This is a genomic window from Nonomuraea wenchangensis (genome assembly GCF_900111685.1).
In the GTDB taxonomy this organism is placed as follows: Bacteria; Actinomycetota; Actinomycetes; order Streptosporangiales; family Streptosporangiaceae; genus Nonomuraea; species Nonomuraea wenchangensis.
In genome coordinates, this window is the sequence record NZ_FOHX01000006.1 from 162,832 (window position 1) to 188,176 (window position 25,345).

24 protein-coding genes and 1 pseudogene are annotated in these 25,345 nt (G+C 72.9%); 15 read left to right on the forward strand and 10 right to left on the reverse strand.

Annotated elements, in window-relative coordinates; genetic code table 11:
• Positions 1-88 precede the first annotated feature (88 nt).
• The 4 genes from BMW85_RS19845 (at position 89) to BMW85_RS19860 (ending at position 4,264) form a co-directional block, all read left to right on the forward strand.
• The gene (locus tag BMW85_RS19845; protein WP_091083303.1) at positions 89-853 is read left to right on the forward strand and encodes a PP2C family protein-serine/threonine phosphatase; all 765 of its coding nucleotides are present in this window, start codon (positions 89-91) and stop codon (positions 851-853) included.
• 57 nt (positions 854-910) lie between these two features.
• The gene (locus tag BMW85_RS19850) at positions 911-1,702 is read left to right on the forward strand and encodes an SAM-dependent methyltransferase (protein ID WP_091083306.1); all 792 of its coding nucleotides are present in this window, start codon (positions 911-913) and stop codon (positions 1,700-1,702) included.
• A 119-nt stretch (positions 1,703-1,821) separates the two neighbouring features.
• Positions 1,822-2,841 (forward strand): Acg family FMN-binding oxidoreductase, encoded by a 1,020-nt coding sequence (locus BMW85_RS19855; protein WP_245774941.1) that lies wholly within the window; start codon positions 1,822-1,824, stop codon positions 2,839-2,841.
• Positions 2,834-4,264 (forward strand): nitronate monooxygenase, encoded by a 1,431-nt coding sequence (locus tag BMW85_RS19860; RefSeq protein ID WP_218155859.1) that lies wholly within the window; start codon positions 2,834-2,836, stop codon positions 4,262-4,264. The genes BMW85_RS19855 and BMW85_RS19860 overlap by 8 nt, the downstream gene beginning before the upstream one ends.
• A 19-nt stretch (positions 4,265-4,283) precedes the next feature.
• Here the strand turns inward: BMW85_RS19860 and BMW85_RS19865 are convergent, their stop codons facing one another.
• Positions 4,284-4,742, reverse strand: a complete 459-nt coding sequence (locus tag BMW85_RS19865; protein WP_091083309.1) for a hemerythrin domain-containing protein — start codon at positions 4,740-4,742, stop codon at positions 4,284-4,286.
• A 239-nt stretch (positions 4,743-4,981) separates the two neighbouring features.
• On the opposite strand from BMW85_RS19865, the gene BMW85_RS19870 reads away from it, so the two are divergent.
• The 3 genes from BMW85_RS19870 (at position 4,982) to BMW85_RS49635 (ending at position 8,227) form a co-directional block, all read left to right on the forward strand.
• Positions 4,982-5,680 carry a CBS domain-containing protein gene (locus BMW85_RS19870; protein ID WP_091083312.1) on the forward strand — a complete coding sequence of 233 codons (699 nt, stop codon included), beginning with the start codon at positions 4,982-4,984 and terminating at the stop codon, positions 5,678-5,680.
• A 27-nt stretch (positions 5,681-5,707) separates the two neighbouring features.
• Entirely contained in the window at positions 5,708-6,724 is a 1,017-nt protein-coding gene (locus BMW85_RS19875) for an endonuclease/exonuclease/phosphatase family protein (protein WP_091083315.1), read from the forward strand.
• A gap of 81 nt (positions 6,725-6,805) precedes the next feature.
• Entirely contained in the window at positions 6,806-8,227 is a 1,422-nt protein-coding gene (locus BMW85_RS49635) for a vanadium-dependent haloperoxidase (protein ID WP_091083317.1), read from the forward strand.
• A gap of 130 nt (positions 8,228-8,357) precedes the next feature.
• Here the strand turns inward: BMW85_RS49635 and BMW85_RS19885 are convergent, their stop codons facing one another.
• Positions 8,358-8,546: a hypothetical protein gene (locus BMW85_RS19885; protein ID WP_091083319.1), complete on the reverse strand. Its 189-nt coding sequence runs from the start codon at positions 8,544-8,546 to the stop codon at positions 8,358-8,360.
• A gap of 290 nt (positions 8,547-8,836) precedes the next feature.
• On the opposite strand from BMW85_RS19885, the gene BMW85_RS19890 reads away from it, so the two are divergent.
• Together BMW85_RS19890 and BMW85_RS19895 are read left to right on the forward strand one after the other, a co-directional pair.
• Complete coding sequence (locus BMW85_RS19890) at positions 8,837-10,120, forward strand: serine hydrolase domain-containing protein (protein WP_245774942.1); 1,284 nt, start codon at positions 8,837-8,839, stop codon at positions 10,118-10,120.
• 131 nt (positions 10,121-10,251) lie between these two features.
• Complete coding sequence (locus BMW85_RS19895) at positions 10,252-10,668, forward strand: hypothetical protein (RefSeq protein WP_091083325.1); 417 nt, start codon at positions 10,252-10,254, stop codon at positions 10,666-10,668.
• Between the two features lie 45 nt (positions 10,669-10,713).
• On the opposite strand, the gene BMW85_RS19900 is transcribed toward BMW85_RS19895, so the two are convergent.
• The 6 genes from BMW85_RS19900 to BMW85_RS19925 form a co-directional block, all read right to left on the reverse strand.
• Entirely contained in the window at positions 10,714-13,614 is a 2,901-nt protein-coding gene (locus BMW85_RS19900) for a M36 family metallopeptidase (RefSeq protein ID WP_245774943.1), read from the reverse strand.
• 112 nt (positions 13,615-13,726) lie between these two features.
• A complete protein-coding gene (locus BMW85_RS19905; RefSeq protein ID WP_091083327.1) occupies positions 13,727-14,236 on the reverse strand; it encodes an NADPH-dependent FMN reductase in 510 nt (169 codons plus the stop codon).
• Positions 14,233-15,558 (reverse strand): LLM class flavin-dependent oxidoreductase, encoded by a 1,326-nt coding sequence (locus BMW85_RS19910; RefSeq protein ID WP_218155860.1) that lies wholly within the window; start codon positions 15,556-15,558, stop codon positions 14,233-14,235. The genes BMW85_RS19905 and BMW85_RS19910 overlap by 4 nt, the downstream gene beginning before the upstream one ends.
• Positions 15,555-16,442: an ABC transporter permease gene (locus BMW85_RS19915; RefSeq protein ID WP_091083329.1), complete on the reverse strand. Its 888-nt coding sequence runs from the start codon at positions 16,440-16,442 to the stop codon at positions 15,555-15,557. The genes BMW85_RS19910 and BMW85_RS19915 overlap by 4 nt, the downstream gene beginning before the upstream one ends.
• Positions 16,435-17,241: an ABC transporter ATP-binding protein gene (locus tag BMW85_RS19920; RefSeq protein WP_091083331.1), complete on the reverse strand. Its 807-nt coding sequence runs from the start codon at positions 17,239-17,241 to the stop codon at positions 16,435-16,437. The genes BMW85_RS19915 and BMW85_RS19920 overlap by 8 nt, the downstream gene beginning before the upstream one ends.
• The gene (locus tag BMW85_RS19925) at positions 17,238-18,251 is read right to left on the reverse strand and encodes an ABC transporter substrate-binding protein (protein ID WP_245774944.1); all 1,014 of its coding nucleotides are present in this window, start codon (positions 18,249-18,251) and stop codon (positions 17,238-17,240) included. The genes BMW85_RS19920 and BMW85_RS19925 overlap by 4 nt, the downstream gene beginning before the upstream one ends.
• Before the next feature lie 225 nt (positions 18,252-18,476).
• On the opposite strand from BMW85_RS19925, the gene BMW85_RS19930 reads away from it, so the two are divergent.
• Positions 18,477-18,803: a putative quinol monooxygenase gene (locus BMW85_RS19930; protein ID WP_091083336.1), complete on the forward strand. Its 327-nt coding sequence runs from the start codon at positions 18,477-18,479 to the stop codon at positions 18,801-18,803.
• 78 nt (positions 18,804-18,881) lie between these two features.
• On the opposite strand, the pseudogene BMW85_RS51195 reads toward BMW85_RS19930, so the two are convergent.
• Positions 18,882-19,454 (reverse strand): annotated as a pseudogene (locus tag BMW85_RS51195) (beta-galactosidase).
• Complete coding sequence (locus BMW85_RS51965; protein WP_218155862.1) at positions 19,414-19,833, reverse strand: beta-galactosidase; 420 nt, start codon at positions 19,831-19,833, stop codon at positions 19,414-19,416. Before BMW85_RS51965 ends, BMW85_RS51195 begins: the two are co-directional and overlap by 41 nt.
• Positions 19,834-19,996: 163 nt before the next feature.
• Between BMW85_RS51965 and BMW85_RS19940 the strand changes: the two genes are divergently transcribed.
• From BMW85_RS19940 to BMW85_RS19960, 5 genes are read left to right on the forward strand one after another with little or no spacing between them, the layout of a single operon-like run.
• Positions 19,997-21,274, forward strand: a complete 1,278-nt coding sequence (locus tag BMW85_RS19940) for an ROK family protein (RefSeq protein WP_091083339.1) — start codon at positions 19,997-19,999, stop codon at positions 21,272-21,274.
• Positions 21,271-22,077 (forward strand): ABC transporter permease, encoded by an 807-nt coding sequence (locus BMW85_RS19945; protein ID WP_091083341.1) that lies wholly within the window; start codon positions 21,271-21,273, stop codon positions 22,075-22,077. The genes BMW85_RS19940 and BMW85_RS19945 overlap by 4 nt, the downstream gene beginning before the upstream one ends.
• Positions 22,074-22,844 carry an ABC transporter ATP-binding protein gene (locus BMW85_RS19950; RefSeq protein WP_091083343.1) on the forward strand — a complete coding sequence of 257 codons (771 nt, stop codon included), beginning with the start codon at positions 22,074-22,076 and terminating at the stop codon, positions 22,842-22,844. Before BMW85_RS19945 ends, BMW85_RS19950 begins: the two co-directional genes overlap by 4 nt.
• Before the next feature lie 27 nt (positions 22,845-22,871).
• Positions 22,872-23,840 (forward strand): aliphatic sulfonate ABC transporter substrate-binding protein, encoded by a 969-nt coding sequence (locus BMW85_RS19955; RefSeq protein ID WP_091083345.1) that lies wholly within the window; start codon positions 22,872-22,874, stop codon positions 23,838-23,840.
• Positions 23,837-25,306 carry a sulfatase family protein gene (locus BMW85_RS19960; protein ID WP_091083347.1) on the forward strand — a complete coding sequence of 490 codons (1,470 nt, stop codon included), beginning with the start codon at positions 23,837-23,839 and terminating at the stop codon, positions 25,304-25,306. The genes BMW85_RS19955 and BMW85_RS19960 overlap by 4 nt, the downstream gene beginning before the upstream one ends.
• The last annotated feature ends 39 nt before the right edge of the window (positions 25,307-25,345 follow it).

The window sequence follows — 25,345 nt, forward strand, 5'->3', positions numbered from 1 at the left end:
CTACGACGGCTGATCGGCCGTCAGTCGTCCCGTGTGGCAGGCGCGTCTACTTGCGGGTGCCGCCAAGGGCGCGGCGGGAGGGGACCTCATGACCTTGTTCGTGATCTCGATACTGATCGGGTGCCTGTCGGTGATGAACGTGCAGGGCAGGCGCGGGAAGTGGCCGCAGGGCATGCCGGTGACCAGGCCGCGGCTGATGGCGGTGGGGGGCACGTTCGAGGGTTCGCGCGGGCGGCCGTCGGACGCGTACGTCATCCAGGAGCGGCTGGTCGCGACGGCCGACGGCGGGACCGGGGCGGAGGCCGCCCACGTGGCCGCCGCCCTGGCGCTGGCCGCCGTGATCGCGGGGCGTCCGCAGCACGGGGGCACGCGCGAGCAGGACCTGGACGACTACGTCCAGGCCGCGCATCGCGCGGTGCGCAACGCCGCGTTACGCAACCCGGCCGTACCCGGTCTGGCCAGCACCCTGGACCTGATCGTGCTGGACGGCGGGGAGAGCCCGCGCCTGCGCTTCGCCCACGTCGGCAACGGCTCGATCTGGCACTGCCCGCGCGGCGGGACGCCCGCGCCGCTCACCACGTCGCACTCCTTCGACGACGGGCCGCCGCTGCGCGCGCTCGGCCGGCCCTCGGCGCTCAACGCCGAGGTCGGCTCCGTCGCGGTACGGCCGGGCGACCGGGTGGTGATGATGACGGACGGCGTCGTGCAGGCGCTCGGCGTCAAGCGCGTCACGGAGCTGCTGACCGGCACCGCCTCGCCGGTCGCCTGCCTGGACCGGCTCTACGACGAGCTCGCCGCGGTCGAGCCGAAGGAGGACGCGACGGTGGTCATCGCCGACTTCGTGACGGTATGAGGGCATCCGCCGGGAGTAGCCACGCCGAGCAGGCCTCATGATCTAGGATTTTCCGGCATGAGCGCACCACCGGGCATCAACCCCAACATCCCGCACTCGGCCCGCGTGTACGACTACTGGCTGGGCGGCAAGGACAACTTCGAGGCCGACCGCCGGGTCGCGGAGGCCACGATGGCGGCGGTGCCGGGCATCCGCGAGAGCGCCAGGAACAACCGGGCCTTCCTCGGCCGCGCGGTGCGCCACCTGACGCGGCTGGGCGTGCGGCAGTTCCTCGACCTGGGGACGGGCATCCCGAGCCAGGGCAACACCCACGAGGTCGCCCAGGCGGAGGCGCCGGAGTCGCGGGTGGTCTACGTCGACAACGACCCGATCGTGATGACCCACGCCAGGGCGCTGCTGACCAGCACCGAGGAGGGGCGGACCGCCTACCTGGAGGCGGACGTGCGCGATCCCGCCGCCGTACTGGAGCACCCCGAGGTGCGCGAGATCATCGACTTCTCGCAGCCGGTCGCGCTCATGATGGTCGCCATCCTCATGCACATCTCCGACGCCGACGACCCGGCCGGGCTGGTCAAGGCGTACGCCGACGCCCTCCCCACAGGCGGCTACCTCGTGCTCAGCCACCTCACGCTCGACCTCGTGCCGCCGCGGATGGCCGAGGACTACCTGGCCGCCACCTCGCACCAGGCCATGCACCGCACCCCGCGCACCGGCGAGCAGATCGCCCGCTACTTCGACGGGTTCGACCTGGTGGAGCCGGGCCTCGTCGCGGTCTCCCACTGGCACGACACCCCGCTCTTCCCCGACGAGCCCGCCTGGATGTACGGCGGCGTCGGCCGTAAGCGCTGATCCGCCGCCGATTGGTCCATCGGACCCGATAAGAGGGACTTTGGTCCCTGCCGCCACCCCGGCCAGGCGCGGGATGTTGATCCCATGTCCGCTGTTACCTCTGTGCCGGGGGTGCCCCGGTGACCGATCCCGGCACGGGCGGCCGCCGCGCGCGGGCCGCCACCCTGGAGCCGCCGTTCGCGTCCGCCGCCGACGTGTGCGCGGTCGTGGGCGCCGCCGCCGCCGCGCCGTCCGTGCACAACACCCAGCCGTGGCGCTTCCACCGCGCCGACGACGCCACCATGGAGCTGTACGCCGACCTCGACCGGCTGCTGACCGTCACCGACCCGATGGGGCGCGGGCTCGGCCTGAGCTGCGGGGCCGCGCTCTACAACCTGCGGCTCGCGGTGCGGGTGACCGGGCACGACGCCCATGTCCGGATCCTGCCCGATCCGGCCGCCCGCCCCGACCTGCTGGCCACCGTGCACGCCGTGCCCGGAGACCCGCCCACGGCGGACGAGCTGCTGCTGCACGGCATGATCCCGCACCGGCGCACCAACCGCTTCCCCTTCGACGACCGGCCGGTGCCGCGTGAGATCGTCGTCGGCCTCGTGCACGCCGCGCACGCCGAGTCCGCGACGCTGGTGCCGGTCACGGGGCGCACCGCGCGGCGGGTCCTGGAGCTGATCGCCATGGCGGACGACACGCTGGCGGACGATCCGGCGTACCGGGACGAGCTGGCCCGCTGGACCGGTCCCGACGCGCGGGCCGACGGGGTGCCCGAGCACGCCGCCGGTCCCCGGCCGCGCGACGGCCGGCTGCCGATGCGCGACTTCGGCCAGCGCGTCGGCACCGCGGAGTTCGAGCCGGAGCCGCAGCTCGCGGCCCTGTTCACCCGCGGCGACGGGCCGCGCGACTGGCTGCGCGCCGGGCAGGCGCTCCAGCGGGTGCTGCTCACGGCGACCGCGCGCGGGGTGGCCGTGTCGCTGTTCAGCCAGCCGCTCGACCTGCGCCCGCCGCAGCACCGCGGCGACCGGACGGGCGGCCCGTTCGGGCACGTGCAGATGCTCATCAGGCTGGGCTACGGCCCGCCGGTGCCGCGCGTGCCCCGGCGTCCCGTGGCGGAGGTCCTGGACGGCCGGGAGGCACGCGGTGCCTGACCCGCGGCTCTTCCCCGGGCTGCCGGCGCTGATCCAGGGCGGCATGGGGGTCGGCGTGTCCGGATGGCGGCTGGCCCGCGCCGTGGCCGCGACCGGGCAGCTCGGCGTGGTTTCCGGCACCGCTCTGGACGTCACCCTCGCCCGCCGGCTGCAGCGCGGCGACCCCGGCGGCCATCTGCGCCGCGCCCTCGCCTGCTTCCCTGTGCCCGAGGTCGCCGAGCGGGTGCTCTCCCGCTACTTCGTGCCGGGCGGCACGGGCGACGGGGTGCCGTACCGGCCCGTGCCGCGGCTCGGCCTGCGCGGCAACCGGGCGCGCGACGAGCTCGCCGTGGTGGCCAACTTCGCCGAGGTGTTCCTGGCCAAGGAGGGCCACGACGGGCCCGTGGGCGTGAACTACCTGGAGAAGATCCAGCTCGCCACCCCCGCCGCCGTCTACGGCGCGCTGCTGGCCGGGGTGGACTACGTGCTGGTGGGCGCCGGCATCCCGGCCGAGATCCCGCGCCTGCTCGACGACCTGGCCGAGCACCGCCCGGCGCGGATCTCCGTCGCCGTGGCCGGCGAGGGCGGCGGGCACACCGTCGGGCTCGACCCGGTCGCGCTGCTGGGCCGCCGCCTGACGCCGCTCGTCCGGCCCCGGCTGCTGGCGATCGTGTCGTCGCACGTGCTGGCCGCTTACCTGGCCCGCTCCCCCGCGACCCGGCCGGACGGTTTCGTGATCGAGACGCCGGTGGCCGGCGGCCACAGCGCGCCGCCGCGCGGCCGGATGACGCTCGACGCGGCCGGCGAGCCCGTGTACGGCCCGCGCGACGCGCCCGACCTGGCCAAGGTGGCCGCGCTGGGGCTGCCGTTCTGGCTGGCCGGCGGCTACGGCACGCCCGGCGGCCTGGAACGGGCCTGGGCGGCGGGCGCGGCCGGCGTCCAGGTGGGCTCAGCGTTCGCGCTGTGCCGGGAGTCGGGGCTCGATCCGCGGCTGCGGCACAGGCTGCGCGAGCGGGCCGCGGCCGGCACGCTCCAGGTGCGCAACGACCCGCTGGCCTCGCCGACCGGGTTCCCGTTCAAGGTGGCCGAGGTGCCGGGCACGCTGTCGGACCCCGACGTGTACGACTCCCGCCCCCGGCTGTGCGACCTCGGCTACCTGCGCACGCCGTACGAGCGGGCGGACGGCTCGCTCGGCTACCGCTGCCCCGCCGAGCCGGTGGACGTCTACGTCCGCAAGGGCCGGCCCGCGGAGGAGGCGGAGGGGCGGCGCTGCCTGTGCAACGGGCTGCTGGCCGCCATCGGGCTCGGCCAGCACCGCGCGGACGGCTACGCCGAGCCGGCGCTGCTCACCCTCGGCCAGGACGCGGGGTTCCTCGACGGCCTGCCCGAGGAGCACTCGGCCGCCGACGTGGTGGCCCACATCCTGCTCCAGGCCCACGTGTAGCGGCGCGTACGCGGGCCGCTCACGTGCCGGAGCCCGCCGCCTGCTCCGTGGCGACCGGCGTGATGCGGTCCCACGCGGGCAGCGGCAGCGTGATCACCGAGGCGGGGAACAGCCCGTGCTCCTCATGGTCGATGTGCTGGACCAGCAGGTCCAGCGCGGCCAGCACGGCGGCCCAGTCGGGCGCGGCCCGGTCCACGGCGGCGAGCACGCCGTGGATGGCCCCGTGCTCGGCGCACAGGCGCTCCACCTCGGCGGCCAGCGTGCCCTCGGCGCGCAGCTCGGCGAACAGGCCGTCCTCCTCGACGGCGGTGTGCGGGAGCAGCCGGGCGAGCAGCTCGTCCAGGAAGGCGACGGCCTCGGCCTGCCGTTCGGCCCGGACGGCCCTCCGCAGCTCGCCGGCGCATTCCTGGATGTCCCAGTGCTCCTGGGACAGACGGCCGATGAGCGGGAACTCCCGGCAGCCGCAGTAGTTGCACATGTCCTGTCCTTCCTGCGACGACGACGTCACCTCTCCGTGCTTCGAGCCTGCCGGACCGGCGGCCGGCCGGGCAGGGCCGAAGGTCCCCTGCCCAAGGCCGTCCGTCCTAAGTCCGACCGGCCACAAGTCCGCTCAGCAGGGCGAACGCCCTGGACCAAAGCTCCGCGCCGGAGGACTTCCGGCCCTGGGGACGGGAGGGCCTGGCGCGGTCCCATGGCGGGGGAGGAAGGAGACAGATCATGATGCGGATCAGCGTGCGGGACGTCATGACCGCCCGGGTGGCGGCGGCCGAGGCGGGGACGCCGTTCAAGGACCTCGCCGCGCTGCTGGTGAGCCGCGGGGTCAGCGCCGTACCGGTGCTGGACGGGGAGCGGCGGGTGATCGGCGTCGTCTCCGAGGCGGACCTGCTGCGCAAGGAGGAGTTCCGTGAGCTGTACCGGGGCGAGGGCTACCGGCCGCGGCTGCGGGCCCGGCTGCGCCGGCTGCTGGCCGGGCGCGGCGAGGACGGGCGGCGCAAGGCGGCGGGGGCGACGGCGGCCGAGCTGATGTCGTCGCCGCCGGTCACGGTCGCCCCGGAGACGTCCACGGTGACGGCCGCGCAGCTCATGGACGCGCGCGGGGTCAGGCGGCTGGTGGTGGTGGACGAGGAGGGGCGGCTGCTGGGCATGGTGAGCCGGCGGGACCTGCTGAAGGCGTACACGCGGGACGACGCCGAGCTCAAGCGCTGGGTCGAGGACGCCATCCCCGAGCGGTGGACCGACCGGCGCGGCATCATGGTCGAGGTGCGCGACGGCATCGTGACGCTGTCCGGCCGCACCGCGACCCGCACCGAGGCGACGGCCGCCGTGCACCTCGCGAAGGGGCTCGGCGGGGTCGTGGACGTCCGCCCCGCACTCGCCTGGCGGACCGGGAGACACGGGAGCCCGTCCGCCCGGTGATCCGTCTAAGGTTCAAGCTGTGATCGCATGCGGGGACGGGACGGCGGAGTGAGCGCGACGGTCGGAGCCGGGCGGAAGACGCGGACGGAGCGGGCGGAGCGGCCGAAACGACGGCGGCGCAGGCGATGGCTGTCCTGGACGGTCGTCACGCTGCTCGCCTTCTGGGCCCTGATCAGGGCCGGCGGGCTGGAGACGGGGTCGTTCCTGACCCAGTTGATGACCGTGACACCGCACGGCGCGGTGCTCGCGGCGCTGACCGCGCTGCTGCTGGCCCGCCGCAACCGCCCGGCGGCGCTGGTCGCGGCCACCGCCTGCGTGGTGCTGGCCGCCTGCGTCGCGCCGCGGCTGACCGCCGAGGAGCAGCCGGCCGCGTCCGGCGCGCTGCTGCGGGTGCTGACGGTCAACCTGTTCAGCCGGGCCGACGCCGCGACCGTGGTCGATCTGGTGCGCCGCGAGGCCGTGGACGTCTTCACGGCGCTGGAGCTGAGCCCGGAGGAGGCCGAGCGGCTGGACGCGGCCGGGCTGGCGGAGCTGCTGCCCTACCGGGTGCTGCAGGAGGCGCCGGGCGCGATCGGCAGCGGCATCTACGCCCGGCGTCCGCTGACCGAGCTGCCGGACCTGTTCACGCCGATCGGCCACAACATGCCCGCCGCCGCGCTGACCCTGCCGGGCGGGGCCGCGGTCGAGATCGTCGCCGTGCATCCCGACCCGCCGCTCGGGCGCAAGGAGGCGGGGTGGAACACCGCGCTGAGCGCCCTGCCGCCGGCCGGCACGACGGGCGCGATGCGGGTGCTGGCGGGCGACTTCAACGCGAGCATCGACCACCGGGCCTTCCGCGAGCTGCTGGAGCGCGGCTACGTCGACGCCGCCGCGCAGGTGGGCAAGGGCCTGACCGCGACCTGGCCGAACTACCGGCCGGTGCCGCCGATCATCGCCATCGACCACGTGCTCGCCGACGAGCGGATGGCGGTGCGCCGGGTCGAGGTCGTGGACGTGCCCGGCACCGACCACCGCGGCGTGCTCGCCGAGCTCCGGCTGCCGTGATGTCACCTTCCGGCTAGTTCGAAAGTACGTTCGAGTCTGACATCGTCCCTCGGGGGCTCAACCGACCGAGGGGACACACCCATGCACTTACGAACCATCCGCCCGGCCGCCACGCTGCTGGTCGCGCTGCTCACGCTCGCCCTCACCGCCGTCCCGGCGCGGGCGGGCGGGCCGACCCTGGTGGTGCGGTGGAACCAGGCGCTGCTGTCGGCCGTGCGCGGCGGCACGCTCGGGCCGCCCATGGTGGCGAGGGCCCTCGCCATCGCCCACACCTGCGCCTACGACGCGTGGGCGGCCTACGACCCGGTGGCCGTCGGCACCCGGCTCGGCGGCACGCTGCGCCGGCCGGCCGCCGAGCGCACCGAGGCCAACAAGGCCGAGGCCATCAGCTACGCCGTCCACCTGGCGGCCACCGACCTCTATCCGGGTCAGCGCGCGACGTTCGACGCCCTGATGGCCGAGCTCGGCCACGACCCGGCCGCCCCGGACAGCCAGGCGGCCAGGACGGGCCTCGCCGCCTGCCAGGCCGTGCTGGACCACCGCCACGCCGACGGCTCCAACCAGCTCGGCGGGTACGCCGACACCACCGGCTACGCGCCGGTCAACGCCCCCGTGGTCGTCGCCGACCCGCTGGCCACGCTCGCGCAGCCGGGCCGATGGGCGCCGCTCACCTACCGCAACGCGGCGGGCGCGCTGGTCACGCCGCCGTTCCTGGTCCCGCACTGGGGGCGGGTGGCCTCCTTCAGCGGGTCGGCGCGGGCGCTGGCCGACGCCGTCCCGGCGCCGGCGCCGTACGGGTCGGCCGGCTGGCGGGCGCAGGCCGCCGAGATCGTGGCGACGACGGCCGCCCTCGACGACCGGAGCAAGTCGATCGCCGACTACTGGTCCGACGGGCCGGCCAGCGAGACGCCGCCCGGCCACTGGTGCCTGTTCGCGCAGCAGGTCTCCGCGCGTGACCGGCACAGGCTCGACCAGGACGTGAAGCTGTTCTTCGCGCTGGCCAACGCCGGCATGGACGCCGGGATCGCCGCGTGGGAGGTCAAGCGCGACCACGACAGCGGGCGGCCGATCACCGCGATCCGCGACCAGTACCGCGGGCAGCGGATCCCGACGTGGGGCGGGCGGACCGTGGACGGGGAGCTGTGGGTGCCCTACCAGCCGGCGACGTTCCCGACGCCGCCGTTCGCCGAGTACGTCTCGGGCCACAGCACGTTCAGCGCGGCGGCGGCCGAGGTGCTGCGGCGCTTCACCGGCAGCGACGTCTTCGGCGGGCAGGCCGTCGTCGCGGCCGGGTCGTCGAAGGTGGAGCCCGGGGTGACGCCGGCGCGGGACGTGACGCTGCGGTGGCGCACCTACAGTGAGGCCGCCGAGCAGGCGGGGCTCTCGCGCCGCTACGGCGGCATCCACTTCAGGGCGGGCGACCAGGAGGGCCGGGCGCTCGGCCGCGCGGTCGGCGACGCGGCGTGGAAGCGCGCCGCCGCCTACTGGACGGGAGTCGGCTGACCCGCCGCTGGACGGGGGTCGGCTGACCTGCCGCTGGACGGGGGTCGGCTGACCCGCCGCGCCCGTCACATGGACGGCGCCCGCACCACGCGGTGTGCGGGCGCCGTCGTACGGCCGGGGAGAGCGGCCGTCAGGCCACGTGCTCCTCGGCTGCCCGCTCCAGCGTCCCGAGATCGAACGCGCCCGACTTGACCGCCGTGGTGAACGCCTCCCAGTCCCGCCTGGGCACCTCGAACACCAGCTCGGGGTGGTCGGCGTGGACCAGCTCCACGTGGTCGTTGATCCGCTTGGCCGCGACGCGGCCGGCGTCCTGAGTCATGCCGCATTCCTTCCTTCGTGAGCACTGCGGAGGGATCCGCCCCGGCCACCCGTTCGCAGGCCGGCCGGGGCGGTGGCAGCAGCGTCCCATCCCCGTCCAGGACTCGGCCACCGGCTCCTCGCGCACTCAGGGTGACAAATTCACCACTCGGAGTTCGTTGTCTTCGTCTCCGGAGCAAGAAAACGTGCGCGGTGACGGCCGATGTCATCGCCGGGGCATGATCCCTGTCATGCCGAACCGGTGACATCGCCGACTTATCCGCGCACTCCTCTCCCACGCATGCTGAGTCCATGACTTCTCGCCGACTCCCCACGAGCGTCCCGCGCGCGGCCCTTGCCGCCGCGATGGGCGCGCTGCTCGCGGCAGGCACCCTGGCCGGACCGGCGCACGCGGCCGGCGGGCCGGACCGGCAGGCGCTCAAGCGGACGCTGGACGCGGTCCGCGACGCCGGCATGTACGGCATCTACTCCGAGGTCCGCGACGGCGGCCGGACATGGCAGGGCGCGTCCGGCGTGGCCGACGTACGCACCGGCCGCCCGGTGCGGCCCGACATGGTGCACCGGATCGGCAGCATCACCAAGACGTTCGTGTCGGTGGCGATCCTGCAGCAGGTCGCGCGGGGCACGATCGAGCTGGACGCGCCGGTGGGCCGATACCTGCCCGACCTCGTCCCCGGCGAGCGGGGCCGCCGGATCACGGTGCGGATGCTGCTCAACCACACCAGCCACATCGCCGACTACATCGTCCCGGCGTTCCCCTCGCTGGCCGAGGGCTCCGTCAAGAGCCTGGACGACAACCGCTACCGCCGCGTCGCCCCCGAGGAGCTGGTGCGGATGGGCCTGGCCGGCACGCCGACCGGGGAGCCGGGGGCGACTCCCGGGTCGTACTCGAACACCAACTACGTGCTCGCCGGCCTGCTGCTGGAGAAGGTGACCGGCGCCGACGCGGCCGACCACATCACCAGGAACGTCATCAGGAAGGCGGGCCTGCGGCACACGTCGTTCCCGCGCACGCCGCACATCCCGGGGCCGCACTCCGGCGCGTACGAGTCGTGGTACGGCTTCTTCGACCCGCCGCGCGACTTCGGCGTCTACGACATGTCGTGGGCGAGCACGGCCGGGGCGATCACCTCCACCATGGACGACCTCAACCGCTTCTACCGGGCGCTGCTGCGCGGCGAGTTGCTCGCTCCCGCGCAGCTCGCCGAGATGCGCAGGACGGTGCCGGTGCTGGCGGGCGGCTACGTCATGGACTACGGCCTCGGCATCTACGCGGCCGACCTGCCCTGCGGCCGGTTCTGGGGGCACGACGGCGGCGTGTTCGGCATGGCCACGCAGTCGCTGGTCAGCGAGGACGGCGAGCTGCAGATCTCGTTCGGCGTCAACCGTACGAAGTACCAGCAGATCGACGAAGGCGGCATCGTGCTGCACGAGATCGACATCGCCCAGGCCAGGCACCTGCTGGTGGCGCTCTGCGGCACGGACGGCGCCGCGGACGCCCCCACCGCGAGGACGGCCTCCGGGGCGCCGTTCCTGCCGTTCCCGGCCGATCGGGGGGTGCCGGCCCGGCCGTGACGCAGGGCCGGGAGTGTGTCGTGGGTCACTGTCGTCGTGTGGATTCCTGCACAGAAGATCTCCCGCTATCTCCGTAATGTCCGTGCTGCCGGACAGCACCCGGCAGCACCGACACGGGGAGGAAACCCACCATGCGCAAGACCCTCGCCATCGCGACCGTCGCCGGCTCGATGGCCCTGACCGGCCTCGCCGCCGCCCCCGCCGCCCAGGCGGCGACCGCGACGACCACCACCGCGACCACCGCGAGCGCCCACGTCACCACCTGGGGCAAGTTCTTCTCCAGCGACCGCAAGGCGTACACCTTCGGCAGGACCTGGAAGCAGCACGGCAAGGTCTACACGAAGTGGTACGGGGTGGACAAGCGCGGCGGCAAGAAGGGCTGGGTCTGGTTCGAGTACTACAAGAACGGCTCCTGGCACCGCTTCAACCACTCCTTCGACGGCAAGGTGGTCGGCGCCTGGAACGGCCGCGGGATCACGAAGGTCTTCACCTTCACCTGCTGGGCCGGCAAGTTCGACAACTGCGGCAAGAAGTACCGCATCTACTGATGAACCGACCAGAGGCCCGGCGAACGCCGGGCCTCTGTCCGTTCGTCAGTGCGTGAACGCCTGGAACTCGGCCGCCCGCACCTGCTCCCGCTGCGGGCTGGCCGTGGCGCAGTCCGTCGCGGAGGTCGGGTCGGCGTCCTGCTCCCCCGCGTACAGCGGGTTGCCGGTGCACTGGGTGCTGACCACGCGCAGCATCAGGTGCGTGGCCTTGGCCGGCCGCACGTCGAACGACCTGATCAGCAGGTCCGAGCCGCGCGGGCGCGGCAGCGCGGTGGCGAACGCGTCCTTCTGGCTGGTGTGGATCCTGGTGAAGCTCGCCGGGTCGGCGCAGTTCGCGCTGCAGGCCAGCACCTCGAAGGCGCGCAGGGCCGAGAAGCGGTTCTGCCCGCCTGGGTCGGCCGGGTCGGTCACCGCGGGCCTGAGCATGGCGCTCACCTGGACCCGGCGGACCGTGACGGGCGCGTCGCCCGCGAGGTCCACGACCACCGACTTGCCGGCCGGCGCGCCGGAGAGCGAGGCCCAGTTCGTGGCCTCGGTCTCGTCGATGAGCTTGGCCTGGTTGACGCCGTCGCCGCTCGCCGTCGCGCCGCTCGCCGCCGCCGCGAGGTTGCGGGTCAGCGGCAGGGCCAGCGGCAGCGTCACGCCCGGCAGCACCGCGAACGTCAGCCGCCGGTGCCCGAACCCGCTGCCGGCCACCACGAAGTCGTAGACGCCCGGCGTCATCTCCACGGTGTCGCCGAGCGGGGTGGCCGGGTCGGTGTCGGCGACCGGGACCGCGCGGGCCTCGTAGTCGCCGACGTAGAGGCGCAGCGCCGCGTCCTTCGCCTCGCCGAGCGGCTTCAGCCGCAGCGCGCCGTTCTTGCCCGCCGGGTTGACGAAGCTCGGCGTCGCCTCGCCGTCGTTCGGGCCGGTGCTGGCGGCGTCGCGGCCCAGTCCGTGCTCGGCGAACGCGCGCCACATGATGTCCTGGTTCGCGCCGCCGAAGCGGATCGCGTCGGCGGCGAGCAGGGCGTCGCGGTGATCGACGTACGTGACCGCGCCCGAGGCCATCAGCAGCAGCGCGTCGAAGGAGAGCTGCGCCCAGCGGCGGTTGCCGGGGCAGCGCTCGACCGGCGTGCGGCCGTCGGCGCAAGAGCGCTGCAGCTTGTCCGTGCCGGAGCCGTAGCGCTTGACGAAGGCCGCGCGCACGTCGAACTGGGTGGCCGTCCAGATCTCGCCGTCGGCGTGGACCTGCTGGCCCACCAGGTCGTAGTTGAGGTCGCTGTAGTTGAGCGGCGACTTCGACATGTCGTAGTTGCGGATGCCGCGCTGCTTGTCGCCGGTGACGTAGCCGCCGATCACGTACGCGGTCGCGCCCGCCGGGCGGAAGCCGTACTCGTAGAGGTACTCCATGGCGAACAGGTCGGAGGTGCTCTCGTTCATGGCGCCCGCCTGGGCCCCGCTCCAGCCGGCGTTCGGGCCGCCGATCACGCGGCCGGAGATGGCGTGCGAGTACTCGTGGGCGATGACCGACATGTCGTAGTCGCCGTCGACGCAGGGCGAGTAGAAGGAGCCGGCGATCGGCTGCCACAGGTACATGTTCGTGATCGGCGCGGTGCCGTCCGGCCCGGTGATCTGGTTGGCGTTGTCGCGTACGGACGCCACCCGCGCCCCCGCCTGGGCGTTGCCCTGCTCGGGGTCGCCGCCGAGACCGCCGCGCCCGCCGTTGTCGGCCTGCATGTTCCAGGCCGACTCGGTGAAGCCGAGCCGGTAGGACCAGTCGTGCATGCGGTTGTGCGCCATGTTGAGGTTGGCGACGGCGGCCTCGAGGTCGGCCTCGCCGGGCTGGTCGAGCGCGGCCGGGTCGCACTTGGCGGTGTACCAGGCGTTGCGCCACGGGTAGACGTAGTTCCGGCTCGGGGTGAGCACGTTGGAGCGGGTGCCGACGGTGAACGGGTCGCCGCTGGCGCGGTTCTCGTAGGTGCGGGCGGCGTTGCCGAGGCTGGTGTTCGTCGGCTCGCCGGTGGCGTGGTCCACGTCCCACGCCTTGCCGGTCGCCGGGTCGCCGCCGGTGGCGAGGTCGCAGCCGGGGCCGGCGGTGTGGCACCAGGTCTGGCGGGTGTCGGCGGAGGAGTAGTCGCCGCGCGGGGTGGCCGGGAACACCGCCCACTTCGGGTTCTCGGGGTCGAAGTGGTCGACCAGGTTCTCGCGGGTGAGAATCGCGCCGCTGACCGCGTCCACGTGCGTCGTGTACGCCGCCGGCTCGCCGTCCGCGCCGCCGATCAGCACGACCTGGTAGGCCCGGTGCACGCCGTCCGGCGCGGGCACCGCCACCTCCATGACCTTCTGGGTGGCGGCCGTGGCGAGGTCGATGCCGCCGTCCCTGGCCGCGATCTCCAGCGCCTGCCGCTCGCCGATCGCGGCGGCCGGGGGCTCCTGCGTGGCGCGCGACAGCGAGGAGGTGACGGACCGGACGGCGCCGTTCACCACGCCGACGGCGACCAGGCCGTCCACCCCCGCGGGCAGGCCGCCGAAGCGCTGCCGCAGCAGGACGGCGGCGCCGTCGCCGATGGGGTTGACCGCGACCTTCTCCAGCGCGTCCACGGCGGCGGCGGACAGGCCGAAGGCGCTCTCGTTCGCCTTCAGGTAGGCACGCGCGGCCTGCTCGGGATCGGCGCCGAGGCCCTCGGCCAACGGTTCGGCGCTGACGACGGCCGCCGGGGTGCCGAGGTTGTTCCAGCGGATCTGGGCGGCGGGGCCGGCCCTGCGGGCGGTCGCGCCGGGCGGCGGCTCGACCCTGCCCTGACGGTTGTCCACGTCGGGCTTGGCGTGCTGCTCGGCCTGGAAGTCGTGGACGGGGGCCTGCCCGCCGGGTTCGCCCCGGGCCGGTCCCACGGGAGACAGTGCCGCCGCGACGAGCGCGGCGGCGAGGAGGGTGCTGCTGCGTAACCAGGACTTCGACGACACGGTGGTCCTCTCTGGCTGCCGGAAGGGCGCGCGGATCACGCGCGCCCTCCGCAAGAGGTAACACCGTGTTGACTGCCTGACAAGATCCCGGTCGGGAGGGACCGGCGCGGCCCTACGTCGCCGCGGGCAGGCGGACCTGCGGCGCGACGCGGTCGGCCCAGGCGGACACCACGGCCTCCAGGTCGGGGAGCTGTGACTCCAGGAAGGCCAGGCCGGGCGTCGGCACGGTGGCGCCCAGCTCGACCAGCAGCGGGCGCAGGTGCACCTCGACCGCCAGCGCGTGCTTGGGATCGCCCATGACCAGCAGCGGCAGGGCGGTCTTCCCGGCCAGCGCGGCCGGGGGCAGCCGGTCGAGGAACGCCTTCAGCAGCCCCGTGTAGGTGCCCTTGTACGTGGGGCTGGCGACGACGAGCACGTCCGCCTCCGCCACCAGCCCCAGCGCCGCCTCCACCCCCGGGGAGGCGGCGGGGGCCAGCAGGTGGGGCCCGAGCGCCGACAGGTCGGCCAGCTCGTGCGGCAGGGACGCGCCGAGCCGGGCGGCGACCGCCTCGGCCGCCGCGACGGCCACGGTCTGGGTGCGTGAGCCGGCCCTCGGGTTGCCGACGACGGTGAGGACGCTCATCCGGCGGCCACCAGGTCGTGGGCGTAGCGGGAGCCGGGGCGGGGCAGGCCGTAGTTCTCGCGCAGGGTGCGGCCCTCGTACGCGTGCCGGAACAGCCCCCGCGCCCGCAGCTCGGGCACCACGTAGTCCACGAAGTCGGACAGGCCGCGCGGCAGGATCGGCGGCATCACGTTGAAGCCGTCGGCCGCACCGCCCTCGAACCACTCCTGGATCTGGTCGGCGATCTGCTCGGGCGTCCCGGCGACGACCCGATGGCCGCGGCCCCCGGCCAGGCGGGCGAGGAGCCGCCGGACCGTGAGGCGCTCGCGCCTGGCCAGATCGACGACGAGCTTGCGCCGGCTCTGCGCGCCCTCCGTCTCGACCGGCACGTCGGGCAGCTCCCGGTCCAGGTCGTCCTCGGTGAGCTCGATGCCGGTCAGCTGGCCGAGCTGCGCCAGCCCGTACGCGGGGACGATCAGCTCCTCCAGCTCCTTCTCCAGCAGCAGCGCCTCCCGCTCGGTCGAGCCGATGATCGGCGAGATGCCGGGCAGCACCAGCACCTCCTCAGGCCGCCGGCCGCGGGCGGCGACCCGGCGCTTCAGGTCGGCGTAGAACTCCCGCCCCTCTTCAAGGGTCTGCTGGGCGGTGAAGACGGCCTCGGCGTAACGGGCCGCGAAGTCCTTGCCGTCCTCCGACGAGCCGGCCTGCACCAGCAGCGGATGGCCCTGGGGCGGGCGGGAGGCGTTGAGCGGGCCGCGGACGGCGAAGTGCTCGCCCTGGTGCTCGATCGCGTGGATCTTGCCGGTATCGGCGTAGCGGCCGGCGACGCGGTCACGTACGACGGCGTCGTCCTCCCAGCTGTCCCAGAGCTTGAGCACGACGTCCAGGAACTCCTCCGCGCGGGCGTAACGGGCGGCGTGCGCGGGGCGCTCGATGCCGAAGTTGCTCGCCTCGGCCTCGCCGGCGGAGGTGACGATGTTCCAGCCGGCCCGGCCCCCGCTGATGTGGTCGAGCGAGGCGAACTTGCGCGCCACGTGGAAGGGCTCGTTGTACGTCGTGGACACGGTCGCGATGAGCCCGACGTGGTCGGTGACGGCGGCGAGGGCGGACAGCAGGGTGAGGGGTTCGAGGCCGCCGAGCGCGTTGTGCGCGACGTGCCCCTGCAGGGCGAGCCCGTCGGCGAGGAACACCGAGTCGAGCGTGCCGCGCTCGGCGATCCTGGCCAGCTCCTGGTAGTGCCGGACGTCGGTGAGGCGGGCCGGCTCGGTGCTCGGGTGCCGCCAGGCGGCCTCGTGGTGGCCGACGCCCATGAGGAAGGCGTTGAGGTGGAGCTTTCTCGTCACGTGGTCCTCCAGGTGGAGAAGCGGCGCTCGGCGGCGACCAGGAGCAGGTTCAGCAGCAGGCCGAGGACGGAGATGGTGATGATGCCGGCGTACATGTCGGGGATGCGGAAGCTGGACTGGGTGTCGAGGATGAGGTAGCCGAGGCCGGCCTTCGCGCCGACCATCTCGGCGAACAGCAGCACGAGGATGGAGGTCGCGCCGGCCAGCCGCACGCCGGTGAAGATCGCGGGCACGGCGGCGGGCAGGATGACCTTCTGGAACAGCCGGAACGGGCCGAGGCCCATGGACCGGGCGGACTTGACGAGCAGGGGCTCGACGGTCTTCACGCCGCTGATGGTGTTGAGCAGGATGGGCCACGAGCAGGCGTACAGCACGAAGGAGACCTTGGCGGGCTCGCCGATGCCGAGGATCAGCGTGAACACCGGCAGCAGCGCCACCGCCGAGGTGTTGCGGAACAGCTCCAGCAGCGGCGTGAGCAGGTCGGCGACCGGGCGGTACCAGCCGATGAGCAGCCCGAGCGGGATGGCGAGCACGACGGCCAGGCCGAAGCCGGCCAGGGAGCGGCCCAGTGACGCCCCCAGGTGCTCGGGGAGGCTGCCGGTGACGAGGAGGTCCCACCAGGCGGCGAGGTCGTCCGAGAGCGGGGGGACGAACACCGGGTCCACGACGCCGGTCCTCGGCAGGATCTCCCAGGCGGCGAGGAGGAGCAGCACGGCGACCGTGTTGACCCCGGCCCTGCGCAGCCAGGCGGGCAGCCACCGGCGTCGCGCTGCGGGCGGCCGGGCGTCGTCCTGGGCACCCTCGTCGGCGCTGTCGTCGGCCTCGTCGTCGGGGAGGTCGTACCAATGAAGGTCGCCGGGCAGTGCGGCGCGGGTGTCAGCCATGGGAGATCGCCACCTCTCGCTCCTGCACCTGGGCGGCGGCGACCTCGTCGCGCAGCAGCGTCCAGATGTGGTGACGGTACTCGCCGAAGGCCGGATCGGCGCGCAGGTCGCCCTCGCGCGAGTCGAACGCCACCTCCACGACCTCCTTGATCCGGCCGGGCCTCGACGTCATGACGGCGACCCGCTGCCCCAGGTAGACGGCCTCGTCGATGCCGTGGGTGATGAAGATGACGGTCTTGCCGGTGTGCTGCCAGACGCGGACCAGCTCCTCCTGCAGCGACTCGCGGGTCTGCGCGTCCAGAGCGGCGAACGGCTCGTCCATGAGCAGCACGTCGGGGTCGAAGGCGAGGCTGCGGGCGATGGCGACGCGCTGACGCATGCCGCCGGACAGCTCGTGCGGGTAGCGGTCCTCGAACCCGTTGAGGCCCACCAGCGCCAGGTGCTCGCGCGCCCGCGCCGCCCGCTCCCGTCTCGGCACGGCCTTGGCCTCCAGGCCGAACTCGACGTTCGCCTGCGCGGTGCGCCACGGGAAGAGCGCGTACTGCTGGAACACCACGCCCCGGTCGAGGCCGGGTCCTGTCACGGGGTCGCCGTCGGTCAGGATCTGCCCGGACGTGGGCGGGGTGAGCCCCGCGACCAGGTCGAGCAGGGTGGACTTGCCGCAGCCGCTCGGCCCGACGAGGGCGAGGAACTCGCCCGCGCGCACGTCGAGGTCCACCCCGGACAGCGCGGTGAACGGCTCGGCGGCGTCTCTGACGTGGAAGGTCTTGGTGACGTTGCGGATGCCGATCTCGGTCATGAGGTGCTCCCGGCGGCGTAGGGGTTGAAAGCGTTGGTGTAGAGGTCGTCCGGCTCGACCTGGCCGGGGCGCAGCTCGCCCTCGCGGGTCAGCCAGTCGATCCAGGTGCCGAACTCCTTCGGGGCGATGAGGCCGCCCTTGCCGGCGATGCCGGTGCTCTTCCAGAAGCGCACGGTCTCGGCGCTCTCGTTCCGGCCACGCCCCGCGATGATCCGCTCGAACGTGGCGACGACCTCGGCCCGCGAGTGCGTCTGCGCCCAGGCGACGGCCTTGGCGAAGCCGGTCACGAACGTCCTGGTGGTGGTCGGGTTGTCGGCGATGAAGTCCTCGCGCAGCACGATCGATCCCGCGGTGAACGGGCCGAACAGGTCCACGTCGGTGAACAGCGGCCGCAGGCCGCCGCGTTCGAGCGCCTTGTCCCTGAGCACGCCGCCGAGGGTGCCCGCGTCGAGCTGTCCCTGCCGGACGGCCTGCTCGGTGTTGACCGGCGGGATCACCACGAGCTGGACCTGCTTGATCTCGTCGGGGGTCAGGCCCTGGCGCTTGAGGTATTCCTTGATGACGGCCTCGTGGTGCGCGCCGAGCGTGTTGACGCCGATCTTCCTGCCGATGAGGTCGCGGGCGGTCCTGATCGGGCTGTCGTCCTTGACGTAGTAGCCGTTGAAGGTGTCGCGGTCGGAGCCGTAGTAGCCGACCACGGCCTTGATGGGGGCCCTGGCGGCCTTGAGCTTGACGATCGCGCCGTTGAACGCGCCGCCGAAGTCGGTCTGGCCGGTGGCGGCCGACTGGATGTCCTGGGGGCCGGAGGTGGTGTTGCCCACCCACTTGAGCTTGAGGTCGCCGAGGTAGCCGAGCTCCTCGGCCAGCTCGGCGTAGGTGACGGCGCCGGCGCTGCCCTGGTAGCGCAGCACCTTCACCTCCGACGTTCCGGTGGTCGCCTCGGCGCCGCCGCAGCCCGCCAGTACGGCGGTCAGCAACGCGGCCATGAGGGCATGTCTGGTCTTGATCACGATGGGGTTCCTCGTCAGGGGGAGGGAGAGGGGTCCTGGGTGCGTGATCAGCGACACTGCGCGCTGGCTACGTGGCCGTGGTCCACGTGCGGGCGCCGGGTCAGGTAGAGGCCCTGGCTCATGCGTACGAAGCTACGGCCCTCCTTACCGAAAGTCAACTTTTCCTACTGGACATACATGAAATTAGGCTCGATCTCGTACGACACATCCGATCAGGGAGGCTCGATGATCTTCATTACCGCGAAGTTCCGCGTCAAGCCGGAGCACGCCGACCGCTGGCCGGAGATCACCGGGGAGTTCACCGAGGCGACCCGCGCCGAGCCCGGCTGCCTGTGGTTCGACTGGTCGCGCAGCGTCGACGACCCCGCCGAGTACGTCCTGGTCGAGGCGTTCCGCGACGACGCCGCCGGGGCGGCGCACGTGCAGTCGGCGCACTTCGAGCAGGCCCGGCGGGATCTGCCGCAGTACCTCGTGGAGACGCCGCGCATCGTCAACACCACCGTCCCGCAGGACGACTGGTCGGAGCTCGGCGAGATGGCCGTGAAGGGCTGACCCGGCCCTACCTCCGTACGTTGCCGTAGGCGAACAGCTCGAACGGCCCCGGCCCGGCGGGCAGGGGCCGTTCGGCGGTCACGGCCAGCCCCAGTTGGTGCCGCCGAAGCCCATGTAGTACGAGAGCATGGTCGCGCCGGTCTGGATCAGGTTGTTCTTGTAGAAGAACTTCATGTACGCCGGGCCGGTCAGCTCCCTGCACTTGTCGTAGCCGGCGCCGCCGAGGTCGATCGCCCCCGCCTGGTACTCCGCGGCGAAGACGGGGATGTCCTCGCGCAGCCGCTCGGTCAGCCCCTCACCTCAGGGGCCCCACTCCCCGGGGGTGTCGCAGGCGAACGACTGCGGATAGTCGTCCACGCCCGGGATCTGCACCGCACCGGGACCGGTGGCCCACGTCGAGCTCCAGCTCCCGGCGTCGCAGCAGTCGTTGGTGGTGATCGGCACGTCGATGCCGGCCGCGCGGGCCCGGTCCTGGATGTCCTGCATGTACGCCGCGTCGGTGTTGACCTGGTACTCGTTCTCGGCGTTGTAGAGGATCACCGGGCCGCCCCTGCCGTACTGGTGCCGGGCGATGATCGGATTGACCCGGTCCAGCCACTCGCGGTACGCCTCACGGAAGCCGGGCTCGCTGCTGCGGGCGCGGCCGGGCACCGTCTTGACCCAGGCGGGCAGGCCGCCGCCGCAGGCCGGTCTCGGCGGCGGTGCGCAGCAGGAGGTCCAGGTCGCGGACGCCGGTGAAGTCGTACACGCCCTGGCGCGGCGAGTGGTAGGCCCAGGAGAAGTAGAGCGACACGGCGTTGAACCCGGCCGCCTTGAACTTCTCCAGCACGTCCCGCCAGAGCGGCGGGCTCGGCAGCCGGAAGTAGTGGAACTCGGCCGCCTGGAGCACGACCCTGCGGCCGTCGAGCATGAGGGACCAGTGGTCGTAGGTGACCTGGCGCTGGGGCCTGGCCTGCGCCGCGTCCGTGGCGAGCGGGGCCGGCAGCAGGGCGAGGAGCGGGGCCAGGAGCACCGTGAGCAAGCGCCTCATGGGGCCTTCCGGGGGTCGGCTCGGGGACGGCACGCGCTCCTTTAATTTGGCGACCATCCAAACAAATGTCAACGGATGGGGCAGGAGCGTCCAGGTATAAGTCAGGACAAGTTTTTTTCCGGGTTATTGACGAAAAAGAGGTGACCTCGGCACACTCTCCGTCATGTCACCACCCCGTGGCCCCCTGTCACAGCTCCGGCGCGGGCACGAAGAGCTCGTGCTCGGCCTGCTGCGCAAGCACGGCCCGCTGAGCCGGGGCGAGCTCGGCAAGCTGTGCCGGCTGTCGCGCACCACGCTGTACGACATCCTCGCCGAGCTCGTCGCCACCGGCGCCGTCGTGCCCGCCGGGCAGCAGGACGACGGCCCGCGCGGCCGGGGCCGGCCGGCCGAGACGCTGGCGCTCAACCCCGGCGCCGGGCAGGCGATCGGCATCGACTTCGCCCGGCGGGCGCTGCACGTCGCGGCGGTCAACCTGGCGCACGAGATCGTCGGCGCGGCCAGCGAGCCGCACGACGCCGACCTGCCCTGGGAGCGGCGGGTGGACCTGGCCGAGCGGCTGATCGGCCGGCTCGGCGGCGGCGACCTGCGGCTCGGCGCGCTGAGCGCGATCGGCGCGGGCGTCGTCGGCCCCATCAGCGACCCCGACGGCGGTCCCGACGGCGACATCGAGAGTGACTTCGAGAACGACATCGAGGCCGGGGAGCCGCTCCCCCACCGCGCCCAGGTGCTGCTGCGGGAGCGGTTCGGCGTGCCCGTGCTGCTCGACAACAACACCCGCCTGGCCGCGCTCGGCGAGGCCATCTGGGGCGCCGCCGCCGGCGGCCGGGACGTGCTCTACCTGCGCCTGTCCCACGGCGTCGGCGGCGGCCTGGTGATCGACGGCTCGCTGCACCGCGGCGCGTACGGCCTGTCCGGCGAGTTCGGCCACATCGTGGTCGATCCGGGCGGCCGGCCGTGCTCCTGCGGCGGCACCGGCTGCCTGGAGACCGTCGCCTCGGTCAGGGCCGTCCTGGACGCCTACCGCGACCGCGGCGGCCACGCCGACGACGTACGTGACCTGGTCGAGGCCGCGGGGAGGGCGGAGCCGGGCGCCCTCGCCCTGCTGGCGGAGGTCGGCGCGGACATCGGCGCGGTGCTCGCGGCCCTCTGCAACGCCGTCGGCCCCGGCGTCATCGTGATCGGCGGCGAGCTGGCCGAGACCGGCGCCGCGCTGCTGGCGCCGATCGGGCGCACGCTCGACGCCCGGGTCATGCCGATCTCCCGGCACCGGGTCAGCCTGCGCCGGGCCACGCTCGGCGAGGCCGCGGGCGCGCTCGGCGGCATCGCGCTGGTGCTGCACGAGTCGCCCCTGCTCTCCCGCTACCCGGCCGGCCCTGACCTCGCCGCCGGAGTTCCCCCGCTGTCCCCGCGGCACCACAACCTCGTGAAGGAGGGTTCATGACCCAGCTCACCACGCTGGGCAAGCCGGCGGCGCCGGCGGCGCGGCGCGCCGCCGGACGTCCCCGGCGCACGCTCGTGCTCAACCTGGTCGCGGTCGTCCTCGGCCTGCTCGTCTGGACGCTGCTGGCCACGATCGGCGTCCAGGGGCTGCCGACCCCGATGGAGGTGGCGGCCAAGGCCGGCGAGCTGGTCGCGGACGGCACCCTGCTCCAGGACGCGCTCGCCAGCCTGCGCAGGGTGCTGCTCGGCTTCCTGATGGGCACGCTGCTCGCGATCCCGGTCGGCTTCCTCATGGGCTGGTACGCCACCGCGCGCGGCCTGCTGGAGCCGTACGTGCAGTTCTTCCGCACCATCCCGCCCCTGGCGATCATCCCGCTGGCCATCGTGCTCCTCGGCATCGGCGAGGTGCCGAAGGTCTTCGTGATCTTCCTGGCCGCGTTCCTGTCCAGCGTCGTCTCGACCTTCCAGGGCGTGGTGGACGTGGACAAGACGCTCATCAACGCCGCCCGCGTGCTGGGCGCGTCCGACCGGACGATCTTCCTGAAGGTCGTGGTCCCGGCGTCCACGCCGTTCATCCTGGTCGGGATGCGGGTCGGGCTCGGCTCGGCCTGGGGGACGCTGGTCGCCGCCGAGCTGATCGCCGCGCAGGAGGGGCTGGGCTACCGGATGCAGCAGGCCCAGCTCTACTACGACCTGTCCACGATCTTCGTGGGTCTCATCGCCATCGGCGTGCTCGGCCTGCTGATGGACCGCCTGCTGCTGCTCGCCGAGCGCCGCCTCACCGACTGGCAGGAGCGCCGATGAACGCCAAGATCTCCTTCAGGGACATCGTCAAGACCTATCCGATGAAGGACGGCGTCTTCACCGCGCTCGACCACGTCTCCCTGGACATCGCCGACCGGGAGTTCGTCACGGTCGTCGGCCCGTCGGGGTGCGGCAAGAGCACGCTCATGAGCATGGCCGCCGGGCTGACCGAGCCCACCTCCGGCGAGGTGCTGGTGGACGGCGCGCCCGTCCCCGGTCCGGGACCGGACCGCGGGGTGATCTTCCAGCAGTACGCGCTGTTCCCCTGGCTGAGCGTGCGCAAGAACGTCGAGTTCGGGCTCAAGCTCATGAACCTGCCTCCCGACGAGCGCAGGAGGCGGGCCGAGCACGCGATCGAGCTGGTCGGGCTGTCGGACTTCGCCGACGCGCTGCCGAAGACCCTGTCCGGCGGCATGAAGCAGCGCTGCGCCATCGCCCGCGCGTACGCGGTGAACCCGCAGGTGCTGCTCATGGACGAGCCGTTCGGCGCCCTCGACGCGCTCACCCGCGTCCAGCTCCAGGACCAGCTCCTCGACACCTGGAGCAGGGAGCGGCGCACGGTCATGTTCATCACGCACGACGTGGACGAGGCCGTCTACCTGGCCCGGCGGGTGATCGTCATGGCCGCCCGGCCCGGCCGCGTGCAGCAGATCGTCGACGTGGACCTGCCGTACCCGAGGACCGAGGAGATGCGGCTGTCGCCGGAGTTCGCGCGCATCCGCAACGAGGTCTGGCACGGCGTCTACCACCAGCCCAAAGCAGCTTAAAAACCCCCTGGAAAGGATTAACACGACATGCGTTCTCTTCGCCGCGCCCTCACCGCCGCCGCCGCGGTGAGCGTCATCACGCTCTCCGTCACCTCCTGCTCCGACGACGGCACCACCGTCCGCTTCGGCTACATCGGGGACTACAACGGCGCCAGCCTGCTCGCCGTCGCCCAGAAGCAGGGGCTCTGGGAGAAGCAGGGGCTCACCCCCGAGATCAAGGTCTTCACGAATGGACCGCTCCAGATCCAGGCGCTCGGCGCCGGCGACCTGGACTTCGGCTACATCGGCCCCGGCGCCATGTGGCTGCCCGCCTCCGGCAAGGCCAAGGTCGTCTCCATCAACACGCTCGGCTTCGCCGACCGGGTGATCGGCCGGCCGGGCGTCAAGACCATGCAGGACCTCAAGGGCAAGAAGGTCGGCGTGCCCGAGGGCACCTCCGGCGACATGGTGCTCAACCTGGCCCTGCAGAAGGCCGGGATGACGGCCGCCGACATCGAGAAGGTGCCGATGGACGCGGCGACCGTGGTGTCGGCGTTCTCGGCCGGGCAGATCGACGGCGCCGGCCTCTGGTACCCGCTGATCGACACGATCAAGGTGAAGGTGCCGGACATGACGGAGATCGCCAGCACCCGCGAGTACCCCGACAACTCCTTCCCGAACGCCTTCGTCAGCGGCACCGACACCGACCAGGAGCTGACCACCAAGGTGATCAAGGTGCTGCAGGAGGCCAACGACTGGCGGGCCGCGCACCCCGAGGAGACCGTCACCGAGACGGCGGCCCTGCTCAAGCTCGACCCGGCCAAGGTCAAGGCGGACGCGGCCAACGTCGAGGTCATGTCCACGGCCGACCTCGTCGCCAAGACCAAGGACGGCACGGTCGCCAAGTGGCTGAACAGCCTCGGCGACTTCTTCGTCGGCACCGGCCAGCTCAAGTCGCTGCCCGAGCCGTCGTCGTACTACACCGGCGACCTCTACGAGAAGGCGTACGGCAAGTGAACCTGCTGTTCCTGATGACCGACCAGCACCGGGTCGACACGCTCGGCTGCTACGGCAACCCGCACGTGGCCACGCCCAACCTCGACCGGCTGGCCGCGAGCGGCACCCGCTTCGACCGGTTCTACACGCCGACGGCCATCTGCACGCCGGCGCGGGCCAGCCTGCTCACCGGGCAGGCGCCGTTCCGGCACCGGCTGCTGGCCAACTACGAGCGCAACGTCGGCTACCTGGAGGACCTGCGGGAGGACGCGTTCACCTTCCCGTCCGCGCTGAAGGAGCGCGGCTACCAGCTCGGGCTGATCGGCAAGTGGCACGGCGGCACCCACCGCAACGCCGCCTCCTACGGCTTCGACGGCCCCGACCTGCCCGGCTGGCACAACCCGGTGGACCATCCCGACTACCTCGCCTACCTGGAGGAGCGGGGGCTGCCGCCGTACCGGATCTCGGACCTGATCCGGGGCACGACCCCGAACGGCAACCCGGGCAATCTGCTGGCCGGGCGGCTGCACCAGCCGGTCGAGGCCACCTTCGAGCACTACCTGGCGACGCGGACGATCGAGCACCTCGACCGGTACGCCGCCGACGGCCGCCCGTTCTACCTGGCCGCGCACTTCTTCGGGCCGCACCTGCCGTACCTGCTGCCGGACGAGTACTTCGACATGTACGACCCGGAGCTGGTGGAGCTGCCGCCGTCGATCGCCGAGACGTTCGAGGGCAAGCCGCCGGTGCAGCGCAACTACAGCGCCCACTGGGCGTTCGACACCCTGCCCATCGAGATCACCCGCAAGCTGATCGCGGTCTACTGGGGCTACGTGACGCTGATCGACCAGCAGCTCGGCCGCATCCTCGACCGCCTCGACGAGCTGGGGCTGAGCGACGACACCTCGGTCTTCTTCACCGCCGACCACGGCGAGTTCACCGGCGCCCACCGGCTGCACGACAAGGGCCCGGCCATGTACGAGGACATCTACCGCATCCCCGGCATCGTCCGCGTGCCGGGCGCGCCGCCGCAGGTCAGGAACGAGTTCGTCACCCTCACCGACTGCACGGCGACCATCCTGGAGCTGACCGGCTGCGACCCGGAGCCGGCCGTGGACAGCCGCAGCCTCCTGCCCCTGGTGCGCGGCGAGCGTCCGGAGTGGCCGGGCGAGCTGCTGGCCGAGTACCACGGCCACCACTTCCCCTACCCGCAGCGGATGATCCGCGACGACCGCTACAAGCTCGTCGTCAACCCCGAGTCCGTCAACGAGCTGTACGACCTGCACGCCGACCCGCACGAGCTGAGCAACCGCTACACCCATCCCGAGCTGGCCGGGGTCCGCCGCCGGCTCATGCGCAGGCTGTACGACCTGCTGCGGGACCGCGGCGACAACTTCTACCACTGGATGACCCCGATGTACGACATCGGCGCCTCCGACTACGACCCCACGCTCAGCGCCTTCGAGAAGGAGGACGCCACCGGGTGATTCCCGTTCCGCATGGGACGGCGAAAGCCCTGCGACCCA